This window comes from Microbacterium sufflavum (assembly GCF_023091155.1).
Lineage (GTDB): Bacteria > Actinomycetota > Actinomycetes > Actinomycetales > Microbacteriaceae > Microbacterium > Microbacterium sufflavum.
This window is the reverse complement of record NZ_JAHWXK010000001.1, coordinates 555,137-577,033: the sequence shown is the minus strand read 5'-3', so window position 1 is coordinate 577,033 and position 21,897 is coordinate 555,137. Positions and strand designations below refer to the sequence as shown.

At 70.8% G+C, this 21,897-nt stretch carries 18 protein-coding genes; 9 read left to right on the top strand and 9 right to left on the bottom strand.

The genetic code is table 11. The features are described 5' to 3' along the window. Nucleotides 1-98: 98 nt before the first annotated feature. Genes KZC56_RS02960 through KZC56_RS02950 form a run of 3 tightly spaced genes read left to right on the top strand, consistent with a single transcriptional unit; the run spans nt 99 to nt 5,441 of the window. Complete coding sequence (locus KZC56_RS02960) at nt 99-4,169, top strand: Ig-like domain-containing protein (protein WP_247637825.1); 4,071 nt, start codon at nt 99-101, stop codon at nt 4,167-4,169. Further along, entirely contained in the window at nt 4,166-4,765 is a 600-nt protein-coding gene (locus KZC56_RS02955; protein ID WP_206252573.1) for an SGNH/GDSL hydrolase family protein, read from the top strand. The genes KZC56_RS02960 and KZC56_RS02955 overlap by 4 nt, the downstream gene beginning before the upstream one ends. 19 nt (nt 4,766-4,784) lie before the next feature. Then, entirely contained in the window at nt 4,785-5,441 is a 657-nt protein-coding gene (locus tag KZC56_RS02950) for a GntR family transcriptional regulator (RefSeq protein WP_136044536.1), read from the top strand. Nucleotides 5,442-5,502: 61 nt separating this feature from the next. Here KZC56_RS02950 and KZC56_RS02945 read toward each other — a convergent pair whose 3' ends face one another. The 8 genes from KZC56_RS02945 to KZC56_RS02910 form a co-directional block, all read right to left on the bottom strand. Further along, nucleotides 5,503-6,312, bottom strand: coding sequence for an amidohydrolase family protein (locus tag KZC56_RS02945; protein ID WP_247637824.1), 810 nt, complete (start codon nt 6,310-6,312; stop codon nt 5,503-5,505). An 83-nt stretch (nt 6,313-6,395) separates the two neighbouring features. Beyond that, nucleotides 6,396-7,340 (bottom strand): aldo/keto reductase, encoded by a 945-nt coding sequence (locus tag KZC56_RS02940; protein WP_247637823.1) that lies wholly within the window; start codon nt 7,338-7,340, stop codon nt 6,396-6,398. Further along, entirely contained in the window at nt 7,310-8,089 is a 780-nt protein-coding gene (locus KZC56_RS02935; protein ID WP_136029516.1) for an RraA family protein, read from the bottom strand. Before KZC56_RS02935 ends, KZC56_RS02940 begins: the two co-directional genes overlap by 31 nt. After that, nucleotides 8,086-10,002 (bottom strand): DUF8034 domain-containing protein, encoded by a 1,917-nt coding sequence (locus KZC56_RS02930; protein WP_247637822.1) that lies wholly within the window; start codon nt 10,000-10,002, stop codon nt 8,086-8,088. Before KZC56_RS02930 ends, KZC56_RS02935 begins: the two co-directional genes overlap by 4 nt. Then, entirely contained in the window at nt 9,999-10,853 is an 855-nt protein-coding gene (locus KZC56_RS02925; RefSeq protein ID WP_136029520.1) for a carbohydrate ABC transporter permease, read from the bottom strand. Before KZC56_RS02925 ends, KZC56_RS02930 begins: the two co-directional genes overlap by 4 nt. Then, a complete protein-coding gene (locus KZC56_RS02920) occupies nt 10,853-11,767 on the bottom strand; it encodes a carbohydrate ABC transporter permease (RefSeq protein WP_136029567.1) in 915 nt (304 codons plus the stop codon). The genes KZC56_RS02925 and KZC56_RS02920 overlap by 1 nt, the downstream gene beginning before the upstream one ends. A gap of 168 nt (nt 11,768-11,935) precedes the next feature. Beyond that, complete coding sequence (locus KZC56_RS02915) at nt 11,936-13,204, bottom strand: ABC transporter substrate-binding protein (RefSeq protein WP_247637821.1); 1,269 nt, start codon at nt 13,202-13,204, stop codon at nt 11,936-11,938. A gap of 201 nt (nt 13,205-13,405) precedes the next feature. Beyond that, entirely contained in the window at nt 13,406-13,942 is a 537-nt protein-coding gene (locus tag KZC56_RS02910; protein ID WP_247637820.1) for a CGNR zinc finger domain-containing protein, read from the bottom strand. Nucleotides 13,943-13,981: 39 nt separating this feature from the next. Here KZC56_RS02910 and KZC56_RS02905 point away from each other — a divergent pair, with 39 nt between their 5' ends. The 6 genes from KZC56_RS02905 (at nt 13,982) to KZC56_RS02880 (ending at nt 20,912) form a co-directional block, all read left to right on the top strand. Beyond that, nucleotides 13,982-14,953 carry an EamA family transporter gene (locus KZC56_RS02905; protein ID WP_247637819.1) on the top strand — a complete coding sequence of 324 codons (972 nt, stop codon included), beginning with the start codon at nt 13,982-13,984 and terminating at the stop codon, nt 14,951-14,953. Between the two features lie 48 nt (nt 14,954-15,001). Beyond that, nucleotides 15,002-15,667, top strand: coding sequence for a GntR family transcriptional regulator (locus tag KZC56_RS02900; RefSeq protein ID WP_136029526.1), 666 nt, complete (start codon nt 15,002-15,004; stop codon nt 15,665-15,667). Beyond that, entirely contained in the window at nt 15,664-17,190 is a 1,527-nt protein-coding gene (locus KZC56_RS02895) for an MmgE/PrpD family protein (RefSeq protein WP_136029528.1), read from the top strand. Before KZC56_RS02900 ends, KZC56_RS02895 begins: the two co-directional genes overlap by 4 nt. Continuing rightward, a complete protein-coding gene (gene prpB, locus KZC56_RS02890; RefSeq protein ID WP_247637818.1) occupies nt 17,190-18,092 on the top strand; it encodes a methylisocitrate lyase in 903 nt (300 codons plus the stop codon). The genes KZC56_RS02895 and prpB overlap by 1 nt, the downstream gene beginning before the upstream one ends. Before the next feature lie 2 nt (nt 18,093-18,094). After that, on the top strand, nt 18,095-19,285 hold the full coding sequence (locus KZC56_RS02885; protein ID WP_247637817.1) for a bifunctional 2-methylcitrate synthase/citrate synthase: 1,191 nt from the start codon (nt 18,095-18,097) through the stop codon (nt 19,283-19,285). Between the two features lie 148 nt (nt 19,286-19,433). Beyond that, nucleotides 19,434-20,912: an MFS transporter gene (locus KZC56_RS02880; RefSeq protein ID WP_136029535.1), complete on the top strand. Its 1,479-nt coding sequence runs from the start codon at nt 19,434-19,436 to the stop codon at nt 20,910-20,912. A gap of 3 nt (nt 20,913-20,915) precedes the next feature. On the opposite strand, the gene KZC56_RS02875 is transcribed toward KZC56_RS02880, so the two are convergent. Beyond that, nucleotides 20,916-21,515: an antibiotic biosynthesis monooxygenase gene (locus KZC56_RS02875; protein WP_205812669.1), complete on the bottom strand. Its 600-nt coding sequence runs from the start codon at nt 21,513-21,515 to the stop codon at nt 20,916-20,918. Nucleotides 21,516-21,897 lie beyond the last annotated feature (382 nt).

Below are 21,897 nucleotides of genomic sequence, written 5' to 3'. Positions count from 1 at the left end.
CCTTGATAGTCGATTATCGATTGGGTAGGGTCCTGTGCAGCCGCCCGCTGCGGCACCGCGCGAGCTCTTCGCGCGGGAATCGAGAGTTCGGAGACGCAATGAAGCGTGTGCTGGCAGGACTGGCCCTGGCCGCCGTGTTCGGATCCGCCCTCGGCGTCGCCCCCGCGGCGTCGGCCGCGGTCGACGACGACGCCCTCTACATCGCACCGGGGGGTGACGACGACGCCGCCGGAACCAAGGACGACCCGCTCGCCACCCTCGAGGGAGCCAGGGACCGCATCCGGGCACTCAAAGCCGACGAGCAGATCCCCGCAGACGGCCTCACGGTCTACCTGCGCGAGGGCGAGTACCCGCGCAGCGCCTCGTTCGAGATCGGCGAGCAGGACTCCGGTACCGCCGACGCCCCGATCACCTACCGCTCCTATCCGGGCGAGACCGCCACGCTCACCGGCGGTCGCGCGCTGCCCCGCGACGAGTTCGCGCCCGTCGAGGACGCCGCCGTCACCGACCGGATCATCGACCCCGCCGCCCGCGACCAGGTGGTCGCGGTCGACCTCGCCGACCTCGGCATCACCGACTACGGCCAGCTCAGCCGCCACGGCTACTGGAAGGCCAACGACGTCAGCACCACCCCGCCGATGGAGCTCTTCATCGACGGCCAGGGCATGACGCTCGCGCGCTGGCCCAACGCCGACGCCGCCACCCCCACCGTGCAGATGGGCGACATCATCGACGTCGGCCCCGACCGCAACGACCCGGATCTGCAGAACCGCGGCGGCACCTTCACGTACGGCTACGACCGGCCCCAGTACTGGACCCAGGCCGACGACGTGTGGCTGGACGGCATCTTCGGCTACAGCTGGGAGTGGTCGTACAACAAGATCGAGAGCATCGACACCGCGGCGAAGACGATCACCCTCCGCTACGGCGAGATGTCCGGGATCATGAAGAGCTGGTTCCCCGACTTCCACTTCGCGCAGAACCTGCTGGAGGAGCTCGACGCACCGGGCGAGTACTACATCGACCGCGCGGCGGGGAAGCTCTACCTCATCCCCAACGCCGCCTTCACGTCCGGACGCGGCGACGTCACCGTCACCACGCTCGACGAGCCGATGCTGCGCGCCGACGGGGCGTCGTACGTGAACTTCGACGACCTCGTCCTGGAGTACGGCCGCGCCACCGCCGCCGTGATCCTCGGCGGCTCCCACGTCACGATCTCGCACAGCGACATCCGCAACTTCACCGACGGCGGCGTGCTCATCAACTCGCCGGGGCGCTACACCTACGACGGCATCCCGGTGAACCGCGGCGGCCGCGACCATGCCGTCACCGACAGCCGGCTCACGCACGTCGGCGGCGTCGGCGTGGTGCTCCAGGGCGGCGACAAGACCACCCTCGAGCCGGGCCGCAACCGGGTCGAGAACTCCGAGATCGCCGACTTCGCGTACTACCACAAGGCCTACAACCCCGGTGTGATGTTCGACGGGGTCGGCAACGTCGCCAAGAACAACGAGATCCACGACGCGCCGCACCCCGGCATCATCGTGCACGGCAACGACCACCTCTTCGAGCGCAACGAGGTGTACGACGTCTGCAAGCAGTTCCACGACCTCGGCGCGATCTACATGAACTCCGGCAAGACGCCGCAGCAGCGCGGACACGTCTTCCGGGAGAACTACTTCCACGACATCGGCGCCGGCATGGCGGGCGTCGAGGGCATCTACGCCGACAACTTCACGTGGGACCTCACGATCGAGAAGAACGTGTTCGTCAACATGGGCAACGGCGCCATCAAGAGCGGATCCGCCGACTACATCGAGGCGCGCAACAACGTCTTCGTCGACGCCTACGCGCCCTACGACAACTACGAGCAGTGGATGGGCGACCACGAGGGCAACGTCGTCGACAAGGACTACATGCCCGCCTGGCAGCAGGTGTTCGCCGACAACAACGACTTCGTCGGCACGCCGTATCTGGAGAAGTACCCCGAGCTCGGGCACTTCTTCGAGGACGACCACTACTTCCCGAACCACAGCACGTTCGCCGAGAACGTGGTCTGGAACCCGAACCGCCCCCGCATGGCGGGCGTCAACGAGCACGGCGCCAAGGACGGCAAGAACCTGCTGAACTACGAGGACAACTGGGTGGCCGACGCCGACCCCGGGTTCGTCGACGCCGCCGGCGGCGACTACACGCTGAAGGCCGACGCCGCCGTGTTCGACCAGATCCCCGGCTTCGAGGCGATCGCGTTCGGTGAGATCGGGGTCGACGGACACATCGGCCAGACGCAGCAGCCGCAGTCCGTCCCGCTGGAGGACATCGCCTTCGACAGCGACTCGGTCACGATCGACGCCGGCGACCAGGTGCGCGTGCGCGCCGTGCCGCTGCCCTGGAACGCCGACGACACCGCGGTGACCTACGCCTCCGCCGACGCCGCCGTCGCGACCGTGGACGACACGGGCGTCGTGCTGGGCATGGGCCCCGGCACCACGACCATCACGGCGACCGCGAAGGCCGACGCCGCCAAGACCGCGACCATCGAGGTGATCGTGGAGGAGGGCGACGGCGTGCTGCACTTCACCGACTTCGAGTCGGGATCGAACGGCTGGGCGACCGACCCCAACCGCAGCATCCAGGCCGACGCCACGGGTGACAAGGTCTACCGGATCCTCAAGGGCGCGAACAGCATCCTGCCCCGCGACTTCACCGAGTTCGTGCTCGACTTCGACGTGACGACACCGGCGACGACGCCCACCAACGCGGGGCTCATCGTGTACGATCGCAACGGCAAGGGCGGCGGCTACATCCGCTTCCGTCAGGCCGCGGCCGGCCCGACCTGGACCATCTTCGACGACGCCTGGCAGGTCGTCGCCGAGAAGGTCGTGCCCGCCGAGCAGGGCCTCGTCCCCGGTGCGACCTCGCACGTGCGCATCGCGGTCCAGGACGGGCGGATCCGCATCTCCGTCAACGGCGCGATCGCCCTCGAGGGGGCCGATCCCGCGCCGGGTGCGGCCGGTCGCGTGGGCTTCTACGTCGAGAACTACCCGTCGCTGGACTTCGACGACATCGGGTTCTCCCTCTCCGGGGTGCCCGTGACCGGGGTCACCCTCGACGCCGACGCGGTGGCGCTCTCGGTGGGGGAGCGGCGGACGGTCGCCGCGACGGTCGCCCCGCAGGACGCCAGCGACGCCAGGGTGACCTGGACCAGCGACGCCCCCGCGGTCGCCACGGTGGCGGACGGCCGCATCGCCGCCGTCGCCGCGGGCACCGCGACCATCACGGCCACCTCGGTCGCGGACCCCGCGTTCAGCGACACCCTGACGGTCACCGTCGCCGACGCGGAGTACCCGACGACCTGGCTCGACGCGCAGCTGAAGGACCCCGCGGCCTGGAGCACATCCGACCACATCGCCGTCGACGACGCGGGCGTGGTGATCAGCGGCGAGGGGGTGCACGGCTACGAGGGCGAGCGCTTCGGCGACACGCTCCTGCAGTTCGACGCGGACTTCGGTGCCTTCTCCGGAGGGTGGTACGGCTTCCAGGCGCGGTCCGACCAGACCGGTGTGCCCGCGTGGCAGAACTCCAACACCGGGTACCTCGTGGTGATCAAGCAGGACACGATCGAGTTCCAGAGCTGGACCCCCGGTCAGACGATGCTCGACGCGATCCCCAACACCGTCATCGCCCCCGACACCTCGCACCGCATCGAGTTCGGCGCGATCGCGGAGGGCGAGGGCACGCGCATCGTGTTCCGGGTGGACGGCGTGACCGTGTGGAGCATGGTCGATGCGCGGGAGAACCTGCGCATCGGAGCGGACGGCTTCTTCAACGTGTACCACTACGGCAAGACGACGGCCCTCGCCGTGCGCCCCACGCCGCCGCCCGCGAGCGTGACCGGCATCTGCTGGGCCGCGGAGGCCGACCCCAAGACCCGCTACCTGCGCGGCGAGGAGCTCGACGTCACCGGGATGATCCTCGGGGTGCGCTGGAGCGACGGCACCCTCACGACGCAGCAGGTCACGGCCGATATGGTGAGCGGGTTCGACAGCAGCAAGGTGCGTCCGCACCAGACGCTGACCGTGGCCTACGCGGGCGCGACGGTCGAGCTGGAGACCTCGGTCAAGCCCAAGCTCAAGGACGATGAGGAAGAGGTGCCCCGGTGCGAGTGACGTTCATCGGAGACTCCATCACGGATGCGGGGCGCGACCGTGCCGACCCCGACTCCCTCGGTGACGGCTACGTGGCCCTCCTCGCCCCGGAGCTGCGGGCGGCCGGCGCGACCGTGCGGAACCTCGGCATCGCCGGGAACCGTGCGCGCGACCTGGCCGCCCGGTGGGACTCCGAGCTCCTGCCGACCGCGCCGGAGCTGCTGACCGTGTACGTCGGCGTGAACGACATGTGGCGACGGTTCGACAGCGACGACCCGACGTCGGCGGAGGAGTTCCGGGCGACGCTCGACCCGCTGCTGGCCGGCGTCGCGGGGGAGCGCGGCCCCCGCCTGATCCTCATGGAGCCGTACTTCCTTCCGGTGACGGAGGAGCAGCGCGAGTGGCTCGACGACCTCGACGGCAAGCGGGCGGTCGTGCGCGACCTGGCCGCGTCGCATGGCGCCGCCTTCGTGCCGCTCCACGAGGTGCTCACGGCCGCCGCCACACGGCAGCCGGTGGCGGAGCTCGCCCCGGACGGCGTGCATCCGACGCCGCGCGGATCGGCGCTGATCGCCGAGGCCTGGCGCACGGCCGCGTCCATTAGCGATAGTCGATAATGGACGTAGACTGATGGTCATGACGGATGCTCTGGGCACAGCGGGACTGCAGCGAGGACTGCTGTCGGATCAGATCTACGCGATGATCAAGGCGATGATCAAGGAGTCGACCCTCGCCCCGGGCGAGCAGCTCGTCGAGTCCCAGCTCGCGCGACAGCTCCAGGTGAGCCAGGCTCCCGTGCGCGACGCCCTCAAGCGCCTCGCGCACGAGGGGCTCGTGTCGCACGTGCGGCACCAGGGCAACTTCGTCGCGAGCTACTCCGCCGAGGAGGCCGAGCAGGCCAAGGTCGCCCGGGTCGAGCTCGAGGGCCTGGCCGGCCGGCTCGCGTGCGGCGCGCTCGACGCCGCCCGCCGCGACGAGCTCGTGTCGCTCATCGCGCAGATGCATGAGGCGGCCGAATCCGCCGACCTCGCCCGTTTCCGCGAGCTCGACTTCACGTTCCACCGCGCCGTGATCGAGGCGAGCGGCAACGTGTACCTGCCGCGGATGTGGGATCTGCTCGAGCCGAGCCTGCGGGTGATGCACGTGCTGGGCGACCCGACGTTCACCGGCGACTGGCACGAGGTGGCCGACTGGCACAAGGGGCTGCTCGACGTGCTCGACGCGGGCGATGTCGAGGCCGCGTCCGCGCTGTTCCGTCGCCACGCCGCCGGCACCCTCCTCGACGACGCCTAACCTTCCCGCGCCGTCCCGCGACTCCGTGCCAGCCGCCGCGCGACGAGACAGACGGCGGGGGTCAGGCGCCCGTGGGGTAGAGGCGGTCGGCGGTCGCGGACCAGAACGCCCGTTCCTCGGCGCCGGAAAGGCGGGGCAGCGCCGCGCGCGTCGCGGCGAGCACGTCCGCATAGCCGATGCTCCGCGTCGACATCGGCCAGTCGCTGCCGAACGCCAGCCGCTCCGCGCCGAAGAGGTCGAACGCCAGCCGCAGCAGGCCGCGCGATTCCTCCGCGCCGCGGGCCGAGAGGTCGAGCCCGGAGACCTTCGCCGACACCCCCGGCGCCGACGCGGCCTCGTCCAGTGCTGCCCGCCACGTGCCGTCGGCCGTCCGCGCCCCGAGGCCCAGGTGGCACACCACGATCGCGGTGCCCGGGTGCCGGCGAGAGAGGGTGGCGGCGGCGGGCAGCTGCTCCGGGCGGATCAGCAGCTCGAGCGCACGGCCGGTCGCGCCGAGGTGGTCGGCGAGCGCGTCGAGGCCGTCCACGTCGGACAGGTCGGCGGCGAACTGGGGCACCGCCGCCCGCACGCCGACGACCGCGGGGGTGACGGCGACGCCGGTCGCACCGGCCGCTCGTCCGGGCGCGGGGGAGTACTGCAGCACCACGCGCCGCAGGAACGGGTCGCGCGCGGCGGTCGCGGTCAGCCACTCCGCCTCCGCCACGGAGTCCGCGGCCTGCACCGCGATCGCGGAGGCGACACCGGCCGCGGTCACCTCCCGTCCGAGCCCGACGGCGGAGGCGTGCCGCGGCAGGTCGAGGTCGTCGCGGAACCAGGGGATCGGCACGGCGTCCACATCCCAGACGTGCACGTGGGCATCGACGATCCGCATGTCAGGTCCCGTGCGGCGCCATCAGGCGGCGACCGCGATGACCGCGGCGCCCGCGGCACGGGGGAGCCGCCGTCGCCGCCCGCTCACACGGCCTCCTCGTCGAGTGCATCCCACAGCGCCGCGGGGAGCGCGGCGTCGAGGCCGTCGACGAACGCGTGCACCTCGGTCGGCGTCCGCGCGCCCACGACCACCGCGTCGGCGCCGTGGCGCAGCGGGAACTGCACGGCGGCGTCGGCCAGCCGCACGTCGTGTGCCGCACACACGGCCTGCAGTTGCAGCGCCCTCTCCTGCAGCGCGGCGGGCGCCGGCTTGTATTCGTAGAACGGCGAGCCGACCGGGTCGACGAGGATGCCGGAGTTGAACACCGCCGCCGCCAGGACACCGATGCCCCGTGCCCGAGCGGTGGGGACGAGGCGGTCGAGCGCCGTGCGGTCGAGCAGCGTGAGCCGCCCGGCCTCCATCACCACGTCGAGCGGCACCTCGGCCACATAGCGCTCCAGCGGGTCGAGGCGCCCGAGCCCGACGCTGATCGCCCGCACCACGCCCTGGTCCCGCAGGTCGAGGAGGGCCGGGAAGGCCGTCGCGAACGCGGCCTCCACATCGAGGGGGTCGTGCAGGTGCAGCACGTCCACCCGGTCCACGCCGAGGCGGGCGAGGCTGCCGTCGAGGCTGCGGAGGATGCCGTCGCGGCTGAGGTCGACCACGGAATCGTGCCCGCTCACCGCACCGCGCACCGGGGCGCCTTCGGCGTCGACGAGCACCCGTCCCACCTTGGTCGCCAGCACGTAGTCGTCGCGGGGCACGCCGCGCAGGGCGAGGCCGAGCTTGCGCTCGCTCTCTCCCGAGCCGTACAGCGGCGCCGTGTCGAAGAACCGCACGTCGCGGGCGAGGGCCGCGTGCACGGTGTCGACGGCATCCGCGTCCGGCACCGGCGCGAACAGGTTGCCGATGGGGGCGCAGCCGAGCCCGACGTCGTCGCGGGCGGCGATGGCCGGGTTCAGAGGACGGAGCTGCGGACGGAACGCCATGCCTCGTACTCCTCGCGGCTGTCGGGGGTCAGTGGGTAGTAGTCGCTCAGCCGGGCGCCCTCGTCGAGGCGCTTGCGGCTGAACACCTCCCACTCCTCATGATCCTGCGCGTCCTCGACCACCTGGGGCGCCATCGCCTGCGGAACTACGACCGGTCCGTCGTCGTCGGCCACGACCAGGTCGCCGGGCATGCACAGCGCACCGCCCACCGCCACGGGCACGTCGAACGCCCACGGCACGAGCTCCGACTGCGAGGCGTAGTGCGGGGTCGTGCCGGTCGACCACACGGGAATCCCGAGCTCGCGGATGCGGCCGGCGTCGCGGATGCGCCCGTCCACGACGATGCCCGCGCCGCCCTTGCGGGCGAAGTAGCGCGCGAGGATGTCGCCCACGCAGCCGGAGAAGCGGCTGCCGTACGCCTGGATCACCAGCACGTCCCCCGGCTGCACCGCTTCGAGCACGTGCCACAGGGCCGTGTGCCGTTCGGCGTACTCCTGGCCGTCGCCCGAGGCCATGTCCTCCCGCTGCGGCATGAACTGCAGCGTCAGGGCGGAGCCGACCACGCGCTGGCCGAGGCTCAGCGGCTCCGGTCCCTCGATGTAGCTGCGGCGGATCCCGAGGCCGTGGAGCTTGGCGCAGGCGGTCGCCGCGGAGATCGCGTCGAAGGAGTCGAGCACGTCGCGGGACGGCCGCTGGTACGCCGCCCCCCGCACGGGCAGGGGGAAGTCGGGTCGGATCAGGTCGCTCATGCGGCTCCTTCGGGGAAGAGGTGGCGCGGCGAGCCGGTCGCGCGCGCGATGGTCAGGTCGAGGTCGGCGAGGTGCGCCGGTGGCAGGGTCACGACGAGGTCGTCGTCGCAGGGGAAGGTGTGCGTGACGATCTCGCCCTCCGGTCCGGCGTACGTGCCGGAGGCGCCGGGCCAGCCCGAGGCGTCCTCCGCGGTCGCGGTCACCTCCACGATGCGGTCGAGGCCGAAGCGGCCGCCGCGCAGCCGCACGGTGCGGGTGTGCACGGCCGAGGTGTTCACCAGCTGCACGCCGATCCCGCGGTCGTCGAGGCGGTGCACGAGCGCGGCGACGTCGGGCGGGAGCCCCGGCCGGCCGCGGTCGGCGTCCTCGTAGCGGAGCGCGGTGAACCCGAGCCCGCCGTTGTAGAGCACCTGCGGGGCCCCGGCGACGAGCTGCGTGAGCACCTCGGTCACGACGGGGTTGACGCGCTGCCAGAAGTGCAGGTGGGCGGCATCCGGATCGCGGTCGTCGGCGAGCATCATGGCCGTGCGCCGCGCGACCTGACCGAGCGCCATCTCGAGCGCGCGCACCGGGTACTCCGGCAGGTCTCCGCGGAGATAGGCGAACCATCCGGCCTCGTGCCCCGCCTCCTCCTTGTCGCGGAAGGGCGCGACGGGGTCGGCGGAGGAGGGGAGTCCCGCGATCGCGCGCTCCAGGCGGCTGCGGTCAGCGGTCGAGCGCGACCACCACCACAGCCACAGCGGCAGGTCGAGCTGCAGCGGACCGAAGTCGAACCACCCGTCGGGTCCGTGGCGGTAGGGCACGAGGACCCCGGGCTGCGTGGCTGCGGCTCCGAGCCGGGCCATCCAGCCGCCGCGCAGGCTGTAGGTCGAGTCGGCGACGGTGCCCGTGCGGCCCTCGGCGAGCACGGTGTCGAGCATCGTGCGCACGAGGTCGAGGGCGGCATCGTCGCCGGTGACGAGCGCGTGGTTGAGGGCGCCGATGAGGGCGCTCATGCCGACGGAGTGCAGTCCGTGCGGCCACGCCCACCCGTAGTGGCCGCCCCACCAGCGCCCGTCGTGGAGCTCGCCCACCGTGCCGCCGGGGCCGACGTTGTCGGGGAGCAGCCCGCCGTCGGCCCGTGTCCGCCACCCGTCGACGTACTGCTCGATCCAGTCGGCCGCGGCGGCGTCGCCGTCGTACAGCCACCGGTTCGCCGCGAGCGAGGTGGCGGCGAGGTTCACGGCGATGTCGCCCGCGGCGCGACGCTGCATCTCCTCGGCCATGCGGTGCGCGTTGTCCGGGTCGGCGAGGTCGTCCCAGGTGCGGATGCCGTCGAGCCCGTGCAGGGGCAGACCGTAGGGTCGCATCTCGGCCCGGTCGGCCACATACGGCACGATCTTCTCGTCCAGGCCCGATCGAGCGCCCAGGGCACCGTTGTGCGGCGCGCGGATGATGGTGTGCTCCGGGTCGTAGTTGCCCTTCGCGGGATCGGTGAAGAGCGCGGAGAACCGGGCGGCGCGCGCCGCGAACGCCGTGTCGGCCGGGTCGGCCTGGCAGATCCCCGCGAACAGCAGCAGCGACTCGCCCTGGTGGAACCAGTCGTAGCCGTTGTCGTACTCGTCGGCGAGCATGCCCGCCTCCGCGAGCTGCACCGTCACGCCCTCCCAGTGCCGCTTGGCGTCGGCCAGCACCTCGTCGGGCCCGCCGAGCAGGTAGAAGGCCGGCCAGTTGAAGAACGGCTCGTAGAGGTCGTCGACCCCGTCGCGGTCCACGAACTCGGCGACGCCGCGGAGGCGGCCGTCGGGGAGTGTGTACCGGTCGCGGAAGACGCGGCGGGCCTCCTCGATCTCGGCGAAGAGGCGCCGCTGCAGCACGGCCCAGGCCGGGATCGCCCGCAGGGGGCGGGTGAGCGGATGCGCGGGCACGGTCATCCCTTCGTCGCGCCGGCCACGAGGCCGCCGATGATGTGGCGCTGCATCACGATGAAGAACACCATCGCGGGCAGCACGGCGAGCAGCAGGGTCGGGAACACCTGCGTGTAGTCGGTGGAGAACTGCCCGACGGCGGCGTACACACCCGTGGTGACGGTGTAGATGCCGGAGCTGGGGCCGAGGATGATCTGCGGACTCACGAAGTCGTTCCACACGCCGATCGAGTTCAGCACCACCGCCGTCGCCACGACCGGCTTCATGATCGGGAAGACGCACGCCCAGAACGCGCGGATCGGACCGGCGCCGTCGAGGGACGCGGCCTCGTCGATGTCGCGCGGCACGCTGCGCAGGTACGCGGTGAACAGGAAGATCGTCACGGGGAGCGTCGCCGCCGTCTCGAAGAGGATGAAGCCCGGGATCGTGTTGATCAGTCCGAGCACCCGCAGCACGAACACGACGGGGATCAGCGTGACCTGCCCCGGGATGAACAGGCCGGAGACGAACAGCAGCAGCAGCCCCAGGTGCCACTTGGAGCGGCCGCGGGCGATCACGTAGGCGACCGGTGCGGCCAGGGCGATGCAGCAGAGGTTCACGAGCACGACGAACAGGAGCGTGATGCCGTAGGCCGCGATCACGTTGAACTTGCTGCTCGTGATCGCCTCCCACAGGTACTCGAACGTGAACATCTGCGGCGTGATCAGGAGCGGGTTCTCGATGATCTCCGCCTGCGGCTTGAAGGCGTTGATGACCATCGTGTACATCGGGATCAGCATGGTGATCGCCACGACGCCGAGGACGATCCAGCGGATCGCGCTCACCGCGAGCGCCGGCCGGTTGCGGGTCTGCTTCATCAGTCGGTCGCCTTCTTCTCGGAGCGGCGTCGCACCAGCGTGACGGCGAGACCGATGACCGCGGTGACGATGAGGAGGATCATGGACTGCGCGGCGCCGAACCCGAGGGCCGAGTTCGCGAACGAGTCCTTGAGGATCTGGTAGACGATCGTCTGGGTGGAGCCCGCCGGGCCGCCGTCGGTGAGGGAGAGCACCACGTCGTAGGCCTTGAGGAGCCCGACGAGGGTCAGCACCAGGTTCACCGTGAACACCGGCGCGATGAGCGGCAGGGTGATGGAGCGGAACTGCTGCCAGCGCGAGGCGCCGTCCACGGTCGCGGCCTCGTAGTACTCGGCGGGCACCGACTTGATGCCGGCGAGGAACAGGATCATGTTGAAGCCGAAGTGCGACCACACGATCGTGAAGATCACGCTCGCCTTCGCGAAGGTGGGGTCGGTGAGGAAGGGCATCGCGGGCAGGCCGACGGTGGTGAGGAACCCGTTGACGGCGCCGCTGGGGGAGAGCATCGCCGACCACAGGAACCCGATGATGAGGGCGCTGATGACGTACGGGTAGAAGAAGATAGTGCGCAGGATCGTGTTCGAGCGGCCGGGACCGGCGATGAGCGCGGCGATCGCGAGACCGATGGCGTTGCAGAGGATCGTGCCGACCACGGCGATGATGCCGGTGAAGATCGCGGCCTGGGTGGAGCGGGGGCTGCGGAACGCCTTGATGTAGTTCTCCCAGCCGACGAACGTGAAGTTGAGGCTGTACCCGTTCCAGTCCGTGAAGCTCAGCACCGCGGCGAGGATCATCGGGATGACGAACATCGCCAGGAAGACGGCCACGGCGGGCCCTCCCATGAGGATGCCGGGGAGGCGGTGCCGCCACCGCTGCAGCGCGGAGCGCTTGCGGGGGGCGGGGGTCGAGCTCATCGGCGTCGATGGTCCTGTCGGGGCGGTTGCCGCGGCCGGGGGCGGCGCGGTCGTGGTGGGCGGAGTCATGGCGGCACTCTCGTTCTCGGTGGCGCGTTGGTGGGGGTGGCGCGGATGCGGCGCCGGGGAGGCGCCAGGGACGGATGCGGTCCCCGGCGCCTCGAGCGGTCAGCCGGCGTTCGCGGCGAACCAGTCGTCCATGGCCTTCAGGACCTGCTCGGCGGAGGCGCCGCCGATGAGGGCCTGGGTCTGGGTGTTGATCTCGCCCGGGTAGCCGTCGGGGAGCGTGCGCTCGCCGTAGCCGCCGCCGGTGGGGGTGTAGGCCTCGGCGGGCGTGTCGGCGACGATCTGCAGCAGCTCTTCGCCCAGCGGCGTCATGTCGTACTCGTAGCCGTCGCGGAAGTTGCCGTCGACCGCCAGCTGGTCGCTGACCGCGGTCTGGTCGGTGGTGAGGAACTCGACGAGCTTCGCCGCGGCGTCCTGGTGCTCGCTGGACTTGAGGATCGAGTACGGGCTGGCGATGTTGGCACCCATCGCGGGCTGCTCGTCGCCGTCGAACGACGGGGCGCGGAAGACCCCGATGTCGGCCGACTCGGCCGCCTTGGCCTGCGTGCCGGCGAACCAGCTGCCCATCGAGTACACGGCGGTCTTGCCCGACAGGAACGCCTGCTCGGCGTCGGGGTACTTGATGCCGAGCGCGTCGGTGGGGATGTAGCCCTCGGACACCCACTCCGCGTAGGTCTCGACCGCGTCGCCGTAGGTCTCGCTGAAGGTGTCCTCGCCGGACGACATCTTCTGGAACCATTCCGGGTCCTCGGCGATGATCGTCGGCAGGCCGAGGGCCTGCAGCGTGTGGCTGCTCATCCAGTCGCCGCCGGTCTGGATCGGGGTCCACCCCGCCGCCTTCAGCTTGCCGAGGGCCTCGGTGAGCTCGTCGACGGTGGTGGGCACCTCGGTGATGCCGGCCTCCTCGAACGCGGTCTTGTTGTAGAAGAAGAGGCTCTGCAGCTGCACGCCGATCCCGGCCATGTAGTTCTTGCCGTCGATCGAGTACTGGTCGGCGAGGGGACCGGACGAGGCCCACTCGTACCCGGACAGGTCGACGAGCTCGGGCGCGAGCTTCGTCGTCGGGGCGATCGACTGCACGACGTCGGGGGCGTCGCCGGCCGCGAGCAGGCGGGGCACGGCGGCCTCCACGCCCTCCGCGCCGGGGTTCTGGATGACGACGTCGATGTTCGGGTTGGCCTCCTCGAACGGGGCGACGAGGTCGTTCCAGAACTCCTCGGTCAGGTTCGGGGTGACGTTGACGAGCATGCGCACCTCGACGTCCTCCGAGGAGGAGCCGCCGTCGTCTCCGGCGGGGGTGGAGCAGCTGGCGAGGGCGAGCGCGGACACTGCCGCGATGCCGACGAGGGGGAGGAGTCGGGCCTTGATCATCGTTGATCCTTTCCTGATGCATGAGGGAGGGCCGCTGGCGACATTACACTAATCGATAATCGTTTGTGAAGAGCGCAGTCAATCCGCGAATGAGCGCAGCGGGACGAAGGACGGTCACTGTTCAGGGGCCGTGGAGCGAGATGGGCCCCTTCGCTCGGGAGCTGCGCGAGACGGGCGCGGGCGACCGGCGAGGCGTCGGTGTCAGGCGTGTGCGCGCCGAGCGCGGTAGGCCGCGACCGCGTTGCGGTTCGCGCACGTCGTGGAGCAGTACCGCTTGGAGCGGTTGCGCGAGAGGTCGAGCGCGATCGCCTGGCAGGTGTCGTCCTCGCAGACCGTGAGGCGCGAGCCCTCGTCCGCGCGGATCACGTCGATGAGCGCCATCACCGTCTCGACGAGCACGCGCTCGGCGAGCGGCCGCTCGTCGTGCACCGCATGGAGGTGCCAGTCCGCTCCGTCGTGCCGCACCAGCCGCGGAGTGAGCTGCAGCTCGGCGAGGGCGTCGTTCACGTGTGCGGCCATCTCGTCGCGCGGGGCGAGCAGCATCGCTCGCAGCCGCGGGCGGAGGGCGCGCAGGTCGTCGAGTTCCACGCCGTCGCGGTCGAGCCTCCCGGTGTAGGGGAACACCTCGAGGAACGTCTTCTCGTCGTCGATGTCGACGAGGGTGTCGGGCTCTTCGGCGGAGTTCGCGAGCCAGACCGCCGCGCGCAGCGCATCCTCGGTGTCATCGGTGAAGACCATGTTGACATCTTACTCCGTCCGCGAGTAGCGTCATCGTCCATGAGCACCGTGGCGGATGACAGGAACCGCACGCGGAGCGATGTGCGCCTCGGGCTCCCGCTGGCCGTCGCCGCCGCGTTCGCGTTCGGCTCCTCCGGGGCGTGGGCGCGCGGACTCATCGACGCGGGGTGGACGCCCGGCGCGGCCGTCACCGTACGGGTGGGGGTCGCAGCGCTCGTCCTGCTGCTCCCGACCCTCCTGGCGCTGCGGGGGCGGTGGCGCGCCCTCCGCCGGAACGCCGGGATGGTCCTCGCCTACGGGCTGCTCGCCGTGGCGGCCACTCAGCTCTGCTACTTCCAGGCCGTCGCCGTCATGGATGTCGGGATCGCGCTGCTCATCGAGTACACGGCTCCGGTCGCGGTGCTGCTCTGGCTGTGGCTGCGCCGCGGCGAGCGACCGACACGGCGCAGCGTGCTCGGGGCGGGGATCGCCTTCGTCGGACTCGTGCTGATGCTCGACATCGTCACCGGTGCGCAGGTGAACGTGGTCGGCGTGCTCTGGGCGCTGGGGGCGATGGTGGGGGCGGCGAGCTACTTCGTGCTCTCGGCGAAGGCCGACACCGGACTCCCGCCGATCGCGCTCGCCGGGAGCGGGCTCCTGCTCGGTGCCGTCGGTCTGGCCCTCGCCGGTCTGGTCGGGGTGCTGCCGTTCGCGTGGACGACGGCCGATGTCGCGTACCGCTTCGGCACTGTTCCCTGGTTCGTGCCCGTCCTCGCGATCGGGCTCATCGCGACGGCGCTCGCCTACGTGCTCGGCATCGTGTCCACGAGGATGCTCGGCTCGCGTCTCGCCTCGTTCGTCGCGCTCGCCGAGGTCGTGGCCGCCCTGCTGTTCGGGTGGCTGCTGCTCGACCAGCTCCCCGGCCCGCTGCAGGCGCTGGGGGGCGTGCTCGTGCTCGCCGGCGTGGTCGTGGTGAAGCTCGGCGAGCCGCGGGTCGCCGCATCCGAGCCTATGTATACGAATACAGCCTGAACGCGACCGCGCGTCCACCTCGAGCGGGTTTATGTATACACTGAGGGCATGGTTCTCCCTGTCGAGCGCACGTCCGCGAGCGATCGCGCCTATGCGGCCCTCCTCGACGGCATCCAGTCGGGCGCCCTCCCCGCGGGGTTCGTGCTGGGCGAGGTCGAGCAGGCCGAGCGCCTCGGCGTCAGCCGCACCCCGATGCGCGAAGCCCTCCGCCGCCTCGCCGCCGACGGACTGGTGGTGCAGCAGTCCCCCCGGGTCACGGTGGTGGCCGCCCTCGACGCCGACGACATCCGCTCGCTGTTCGAGATCCGCCGCGCGCTGGAGGAGACCTCGGCCCGCCTCGCCGCCGCCCGGGGTGACGCGGATCTCTTCGCCGCCCTCGCCGACGAGTTCTCCCACGTCGACCTGACGCGGGCCGCGGGCCGTGACGCCTACTACGCCCTGATCGCCCGCTTCGACGCGGCCCTCGACGACGCCGTCGACAACGACTACATCGCCGCGGCCCTGCGCACCGTGCGCACGCACCTGGTGCGGGTGCGGCGCATGGCCAAGGACAAGCCCGCCCGGCTCGCCGCGTCGGCCGCCGAGCACCGCACGATCGCGCAGGCGCTCGCCGCGCGCGACGGCGACCTGGCCGCCCATGCCACGCACGTGCACCTGCACAACGCGCTCACCGGCATCCTCGACTCCCTCCCCGACAGCGAAGGACACTCATGACCGTCACCCACCACGTCCGCGTGCACGCCAGCTCCGAGAACCTCGCCCGCGAGGACCAGCTCGCGTGGAAGATCGCCGAGGTCGCCGTCGACCGGGTCGAGGTCGAGCAGCCCGTCGTCGACATGATCGTCAACCGCATCATCGACAACGCCGCCGTCGCCGCGGCCTCGCTCACCCGCGCCCCCATCGTGGCCGCCCGCGCGCAGGCGTTCAGCCACCCGGTGTCGACCGGGGGTGCCGGGGCGAACCTGTTCGGCGCCGCGCTCGACCACCGCACCAGCCCGGAGTGGGCGGCGTGGGCGAACGGTGTCGCCGTGCGCGAGCTCGACTACCACGACACGTTCCTCGCCGCCGAGTACTCGCACCCCGGTGACAACATCCCGCCGATCCTCGCGGTGGCCCAGCACGCGGGCAAAGACGGCCGGGCGCTCGTGCGCGGCATCGCCACCGGCTACGAGATCCAGATGGATCTGGTGCGCGCGATCTGCCTGCACCGGCACAAGATCGACCACGTCGCCCACCTCGGCCCGTCGGCCGCGGCCGGCATCGGCACCCTGCTCGACCTCGACGTCGAGACCATCTACCAGGCGGTCGGCCAGGCGCTGCACACCACCACCGCGACCCGGCAGAGCCGCAAGGGCGAGATCTCCACGTGGAAGGCGCACGCCCCGGCCTTCGCGGGCAAGATGGCCGTCGAGGCGGTCGACCGGGCGATGCGCGGACAGACCAGCCCGGCACCGATCTACGAGGGCGAGGACGGCGTGATCGCCTGGATGCTCGATGGCAAGGACGCCGCGTACGACGTGCCGCTGCCCGCCGCGGGTGAGCCGAAGCGCGCGATCCTCGACTCGTACACGAAGGAGCACTCCGCGGAGTACCAGGCGCAGGCGCTGATCGACCTCGCCCGCCGCCTCGGCCTCGCGAACCCGGCCCTCCGTGACCCCGCGAACATCGAGTCCATCGTCATCCACACCAGCCACCACACGCACAACGTGATCGGCTCCGGCGCGAACGACCCGCAGAAGTACGACCCCACCGCGTCGCGCGAGACCCTCGACCACTCGGTGCCGTACATCTTCGCGGTCGCGCTGCAGGACGGCGGCTGGCACCACGTCGACTCGTACGCCCCGGAGCGCGCGGGCCGCGCAGACACGGTCGCCCTGTGGCACAAGATCACCACGGCCGAGGACCCGGAGTGGACGCGTCGCTACCACTCGGAGGATCCGGACGAGAAGGCGTTCGGCGGTCGCGTCGAGATCCGCCTCACCGACGGCAGCACCGTGGTCGACGAGATCGCCGTGGCCGATGCGCACCCGCTCGGCGCGCGACCGTTCGCCCGCGCCGACTACATCGCGAAGTTCCGTCTGCTCGCGGAGCCCGTGCTGGAGCCGGCCGAGATCGAGCGGTTCCTGGAGCTCGTGCAGCGCCTCCCCGAGCTCACGGCCGCCGAGGTCGCCGAGCTGTCGATCGTCGCGAAGCCCGGTGTGCTCGACGCCGCCCCGGCTCCCCGAGGCCTGTTCTGATGCTGTACTCCACCGTCACGCCCGCCGAGAAGCGGCGGCTGTTCCGGGAGCGCCTGTCCTCGGGCGAGCTGCTGCGGTTCCCCGGCGCGTTCAACCCGCTCAGCGCCCGGCTGATCGAGCAGAAGGGGTTCGACGGCGTGTACATCTCGGGCGCGGTGCTCTCCGCCGACCTGGGGCTGCCCGACATCGGCCTCACGACGCTGACCGAGGTCGCCGGACGCGCCAAGCAGATCGCGCGCATGACCGACCTGCCCGCGATCGTCGACGCCGACACCGGCTTCGGCGAGCCCATGAACGTGGCCCGCACCATTCAGGAGCTGGAGGACGCGGGACTCGCCGGCACCCACATCGAGGACCAGATCAACCCGAAGCGCTGCGGTCACCTCGACGGCAAGAGCGTGGTCGATCAGGACACCGCGATCAAGCGCATCCGTGCCGCCGCCGACGCCCGCCGCGACGAGAACTTCCTGATCATGGCGCGCACCGACATCCGGGCGATCGAGGGACTGGACGCCGCGATCGACCGCGCGAAGGCCCTGGTCGACGCGGGTGCCGATGCGATCTTCCCCGAGGCGATGCGCACGCTCGGCGAGTTCGAGGCGATGGCGGAGGCGCTCGACGTGCCGATCCTCGCGAACATGACCGAGTTCGGCAAGAGCGAGCTGTTCTCGGTCGACCAGCTCCGCAGCGCCGGGGTGCGGATGGTGATCTGGCCGGTGTCGCTGCTGCGGATCGCGATGGGCGCCGCGGGCCGTGCGCTCGATACGCTGAACGACGAGGGGCATCTGACCTCGACGCTCGGCGAGATGCAGCACCGCGCCGATCTCTACGACCTGATCGACTACGAGTCGTACAACCACTTCGACTCCGGGGTCTTCAACTTCACTATCACGAAGGAGTGAGCATGACCGAGCCGGACATCAAGAAGGGCCTCGCGGGGGTCGTCGTCGACACGACCGCGATCTCGAAGGTCAACCCCGAGACGAACAGCCTGCTGTACCGCGGCTACCCGGTGCAGGAACTCGCCGACACGCAGCCGTTCGAGGCCGTCGCGTATCTGCTGTGGAACGGCGAGCTGCCCACGGGGGAGGAGCTCGCGGCGTTCCGGCTGGAGGAGCGGCGGCACCGCGCCCTCACGCCCGAGGTGAAGGATGCGATCGACCGGCTGCCGCTGGACGCCCACCCGATGGACGAGGTCCGCACGGCGGTGAGCGTGATCGGCGCGGTCGAGACGGCCGGCATCCGCAACGTGCTCGATGCGGTCGGCACGCCCGAGGTCAACCTGGAGCGCAGCCTGCGCCTGTTCGCGGCCCTTCCGGCGATCGTCGCCTACGGGCAGCGGCGGCGGCGGGACCTGCCGGCGGTCGAGCCGCGGGACGACCTGGACTACGCGGCGAACTTCCTCTGGATGACGTTCGGCGAGGAGCAGGACCCGGTGGTGGTCGATGCGTTCAACCGCTCGATGACGCTCTACGCGGAGCACTCCTTCAACGCGTCCACCTTCACGGCGCGCGTGATCACCTCAACGCTCAGCGACCTGTACTCCGCGGTCGTCGGGGCGATCGGGGCGCTCAAGGGCCCGCTGCACGGCGGTGCGAACGAGGCCGTGATGCACATCTTCGACGAGATCGGCGCGGCCGACCGCGTGACCGAGTGGCTCGACAAGGCGCTGGCCGAGAAGCGCAAGATCATGGGGTTCGGTCACCGCGTCTACAAGCGCGGCGACTCGCGGGTGCCCACCATGAAGGCCGCGCTCGACACCCTGGTACGCCACTACGACCGCCCGGAGGTGGCCGAGCTCTACGAGCGTCTGGAGGGCGAGTTCGTGGAGCGCAAGGGCATCTACCCGAACCTGGACTACCCGTCGGGCCCCGCCTACAACCTGATCGGCTTCGACACCCTGACCTTCACGCCGCTGTTCGTCGCGGCGCGGATCACGGGGTGGACGGCGCACATCCTGGAGCAGCAGTCGTCGAACGCCCTGATTCGGCCGCTCTCGGCGTACGTCGGAGCCGAGGAGCGGCACGTCGAGGGGTACACGCCGGACACCGCCGCGATCGAGGTGCAGGAGCGCCCCGAGGAGGCGTCGGCCTGACCGCCGCGAGCACGATCTGACAGCGCCGCCGAGGGTTCTCGGCGGCGCTGTAGCGTGATGGAGCCCTCGGGGTCAAGGCGATGCGGCGAATTCCCGGGCGGAGTAGAACCGGATGCGGGCCGTTCGCGCCCCGCACGAAGGAGGGTTCATGTCCGCATCCGAGGTCACCGTCAAGGAGGTCCGGTCGCTCGTCCCGGCGCGCATGGACCGGCTGCCGTGGTCGCGCTTCCACTGGATGATCGTCGTCGGCCTCGGCTTCTCGTGGATCCTCGACGGGCTCGAGGTGCAGATCGTCGCCGCGAACGGCTATGCCGAGACCCTCGGCATGGGCCCGGCCGAGGTGGGTCTCGCCGGCACGTGCTACCTGCTGGGCCAGGTGTTCGGGGCGCTGGTGTTCGGTCGCCTCGCCGATCGCCTCGGCCGCAAGAACCTCTTCCTGATCTCGCTCGCGGTCTACCTCGTGGGCTCCGCGGTGGCCGGTCTCGCGTTCGCCCCGTGGTTCTTCTACATCTGGCGGTTCGTCGCCGGCGCGGGCATCGGCGGCGAGTACGCCGCCATCAACTCCGCGATCGACGAGATCATCCCGGCGAAGTACCGCGGCCGCGTCGACATCGCGATCAACGGCACCTACTGGGGCGGTGCGGCCCTGGGTGCCGTGGCGAACATGTTCTTCCTCAACACCGACCTCCTGCCCGCCGACCTGGGCTGGCGGCTCAGCTTCTTCGTCGGTCCGATCCTCGGCCTGCTGATCATCTGGCTGCGTCGGCACATCCCGGAGAGCCCGCGCTGGCAGATGACGCACGGCCGTGAGGAGGAGGCGGAGCGCAACGTCGACGCGATCGAGGAGCGCATCCGCAAGGAGGGCAAGACGATCGACCCGGTCGACGAGGACAAGGCGATCACGGTCAAGGAGTACGGCAGCGTGCCGTTCCTGGTGATCGCGAAGGTGCTGTTCCAGAAGTACCCGCGCCGTACGCTGGTCGGCATCACGATGATGGTGACGCAGTCGTTCCTCTACAACGCGATCTTCTTCACCTACGCGCTGGTGCTCGAGAACTTCTACGACACCCCGCCCGCCTCCGCCTCGCAGTACTTCATCGTCTTCGCGGTCGGCAACCTCGCCGGCGCCCTCATCCTCGGTCACTTCTTCGACACGTGGGGCCGGCGCCGCATGCTCTTCGGCACGTACGTGCTCGCCGGGCTGATCCTGCTGGTCAGCGCCTTCCTGTTCAACGCGGGCGTTCTGAACGCGGCGACGCACACGGCGTTCTGGTGCGCCTCGTTCTTCTTCGCCTCCGCCGGTGCGTCCGCCGCCTACCTGACGGTGAGCGAGATCTTCCCGCTGGAGCTGCGCAGCCAGGTGATCTCGTACGTCTTCTCCATCGGCCAGCTCGTCGGCGCGATCGCCCCGGTGCTCTACGGGGCGCTGATCGGGGCGAGCGCCGAGTCCGGCGACCGCGGCCCGCTCTTCTGGGGCTACGTGCTCGGTGCCGCGATCATGATGTTCGGCGGCGTGGTCTGCGGGGTGTTCGGGGTGAGCGCGGCGGGCAAGTCGCTGGAGGACATCGCGGATCCGCTGTCGCTCGTCGAGCCGGGGAAGAAGAAGGTCACGCCGGACGGCGCGTGAGCGTCAGCGGGCGAGCCAGCCGCGCAGGGAGCGGGTGACCCAGGGGAGCACCCAGTAGGTCATGATCGGCGTGAGCACGAGCGTGGTCGCGAGAACGCGCAGCCAGATCGGCAGGCCGTCCCATCCCGGCACCGGGCTCATGGCGTACGTGAAGGCGAGGTTGACGGGGAAGAAGCCGAGCCAGATCGACACCGCCTGCTTCCAGCGCGGCGGTGCGGGGGCCACCGCGACCGTGGTCGTGCCGTCGGGCTCGACCACGGGGATGGAGCCCGTGGACGGCTCGTCGAACCACCCCTCGATGCCGGTGCGGCGCTTGGAGCGCTCGCTGCGCACGAAGCCCTCGCCCATGGAGAGCCACCAGGTGCGCTCGCCCGACTGCTCCCAGGCAGTCAGCGACTCCTCGCTCGCGAAGCGGTAGAGCATGTGCCACACCTGCGAGTCCTCGCCCGCGCGCACCCACCCCGAGCCGAGGAAGCCCGGGTACTTCGTCGCCAGGTTCACGCCGGTCTGCACCCAGGCGGTCGCCTCGGCGATGCGCTCGGGGTCGACCTCGCGGCGGATGGAGACGGTGACGGGCTCGGACACGGGGGCGGTTGCGGACATGGTGCGGTCCTCGGGGGTGGGGGCATCGGGGTGCGGACGCCGGGTGGGGTGGGGGCGCCAGGGTCGCGGCGCCAGCACGATTCTATTTCGCCGGAGCGCGGCGGCGTCCGCACGGAGAAGACCCCCGCCGACCCGATTCGGCGGGGGTCACGCGGCGTTGGGGGCCGCGACGGGAGCGAGAGCGCTCACCGTGCGCACGGAGGACGCGATTACCCGATCCGGTCTGAGTCACTGTCCGTGCACCTGCAGTTGTAATCGGCCGAGGTGACGCGCGGGTGAACGGGGTGCGAACGGCGCCGCTCGGGGTGGGGACCGGCCGTGCGCGGAGATACAAGGACGTCCTCGTATTTTCACGGACGCCGGAGTAAACTTGCGATGTGCC

Bases quoted from the DNA above. Each gene is read 5' to 3' on its own strand.
- KZC56_RS02880 (WP_136029535.1), top strand. From the start codon at position 19,434: ATGTCCGCATCCGAGGTCACCGTCAAGGAGGTCCGGTCGCTCGTCCCG.
- KZC56_RS02875 (WP_205812669.1), bottom strand. From the start codon at position 21,515: ATGTCCGCAACCGCCCCCGTGTCCGAGCCCGTCACCGTCTCCATCCGC.
- KZC56_RS02905 (WP_247637819.1), top strand. From the start codon at position 13,982: ATGAGCACCGTGGCGGATGACAGGAACCGCACGCGGAGCGATGTGCGC.
- KZC56_RS02895 (WP_136029528.1), top strand. From the start codon at position 15,664: ATGACCGTCACCCACCACGTCCGCGTGCACGCCAGCTCCGAGAACCTC.
- KZC56_RS02885 (WP_247637817.1), top strand. From the start codon at position 18,095: ATGACCGAGCCGGACATCAAGAAGGGCCTCGCGGGGGTCGTCGTCGAC.
- KZC56_RS02940 (WP_247637823.1), bottom strand. From the start codon at position 7,340: ATGGCGTTCCGTCCGCAGCTCCGTCCTCTGAACCCGGCCATCGCCGCC.
- KZC56_RS02910 (WP_247637820.1), bottom strand. From the start codon at position 13,942: ATGGTCTTCACCGATGACACCGAGGATGCGCTGCGCGCGGCGGTCTGG.
- KZC56_RS02930 (WP_247637822.1), bottom strand. From the start codon at position 10,002: ATGACCGTGCCCGCGCATCCGCTCACCCGCCCCCTGCGGGCGATCCCG.
- KZC56_RS02935 (WP_136029516.1), bottom strand. From the start codon at position 8,089: ATGAGCGACCTGATCCGACCCGACTTCCCCCTGCCCGTGCGGGGGGCG.
- KZC56_RS02920 (WP_136029567.1), bottom strand. From the start codon at position 11,767: ATGAGCTCGACCCCCGCCCCCCGCAAGCGCTCCGCGCTGCAGCGGTGG.
- prpB (WP_247637818.1), top strand. From the start codon at position 17,190: ATGCTGTACTCCACCGTCACGCCCGCCGAGAAGCGGCGGCTGTTCCGG.
- KZC56_RS02950 (WP_136044536.1), top strand. From the start codon at position 4,785: ATGACGGATGCTCTGGGCACAGCGGGACTGCAGCGAGGACTGCTGTCG.
- KZC56_RS02900 (WP_136029526.1), top strand. From the start codon at position 15,002: ATGGTTCTCCCTGTCGAGCGCACGTCCGCGAGCGATCGCGCCTATGCG.
- KZC56_RS02960 (WP_247637825.1), top strand. From the start codon at position 99: ATGAAGCGTGTGCTGGCAGGACTGGCCCTGGCCGCCGTGTTCGGATCC.
- KZC56_RS02945 (WP_247637824.1), bottom strand. From the start codon at position 6,312: ATGCGGATCGTCGATGCCCACGTGCACGTCTGGGATGTGGACGCCGTG.
- KZC56_RS02925 (WP_136029520.1), bottom strand. From the start codon at position 10,853: ATGAAGCAGACCCGCAACCGGCCGGCGCTCGCGGTGAGCGCGATCCGC.
- KZC56_RS02915 (WP_247637821.1), bottom strand. From the start codon at position 13,204: ATGATCAAGGCCCGACTCCTCCCCCTCGTCGGCATCGCGGCAGTGTCC.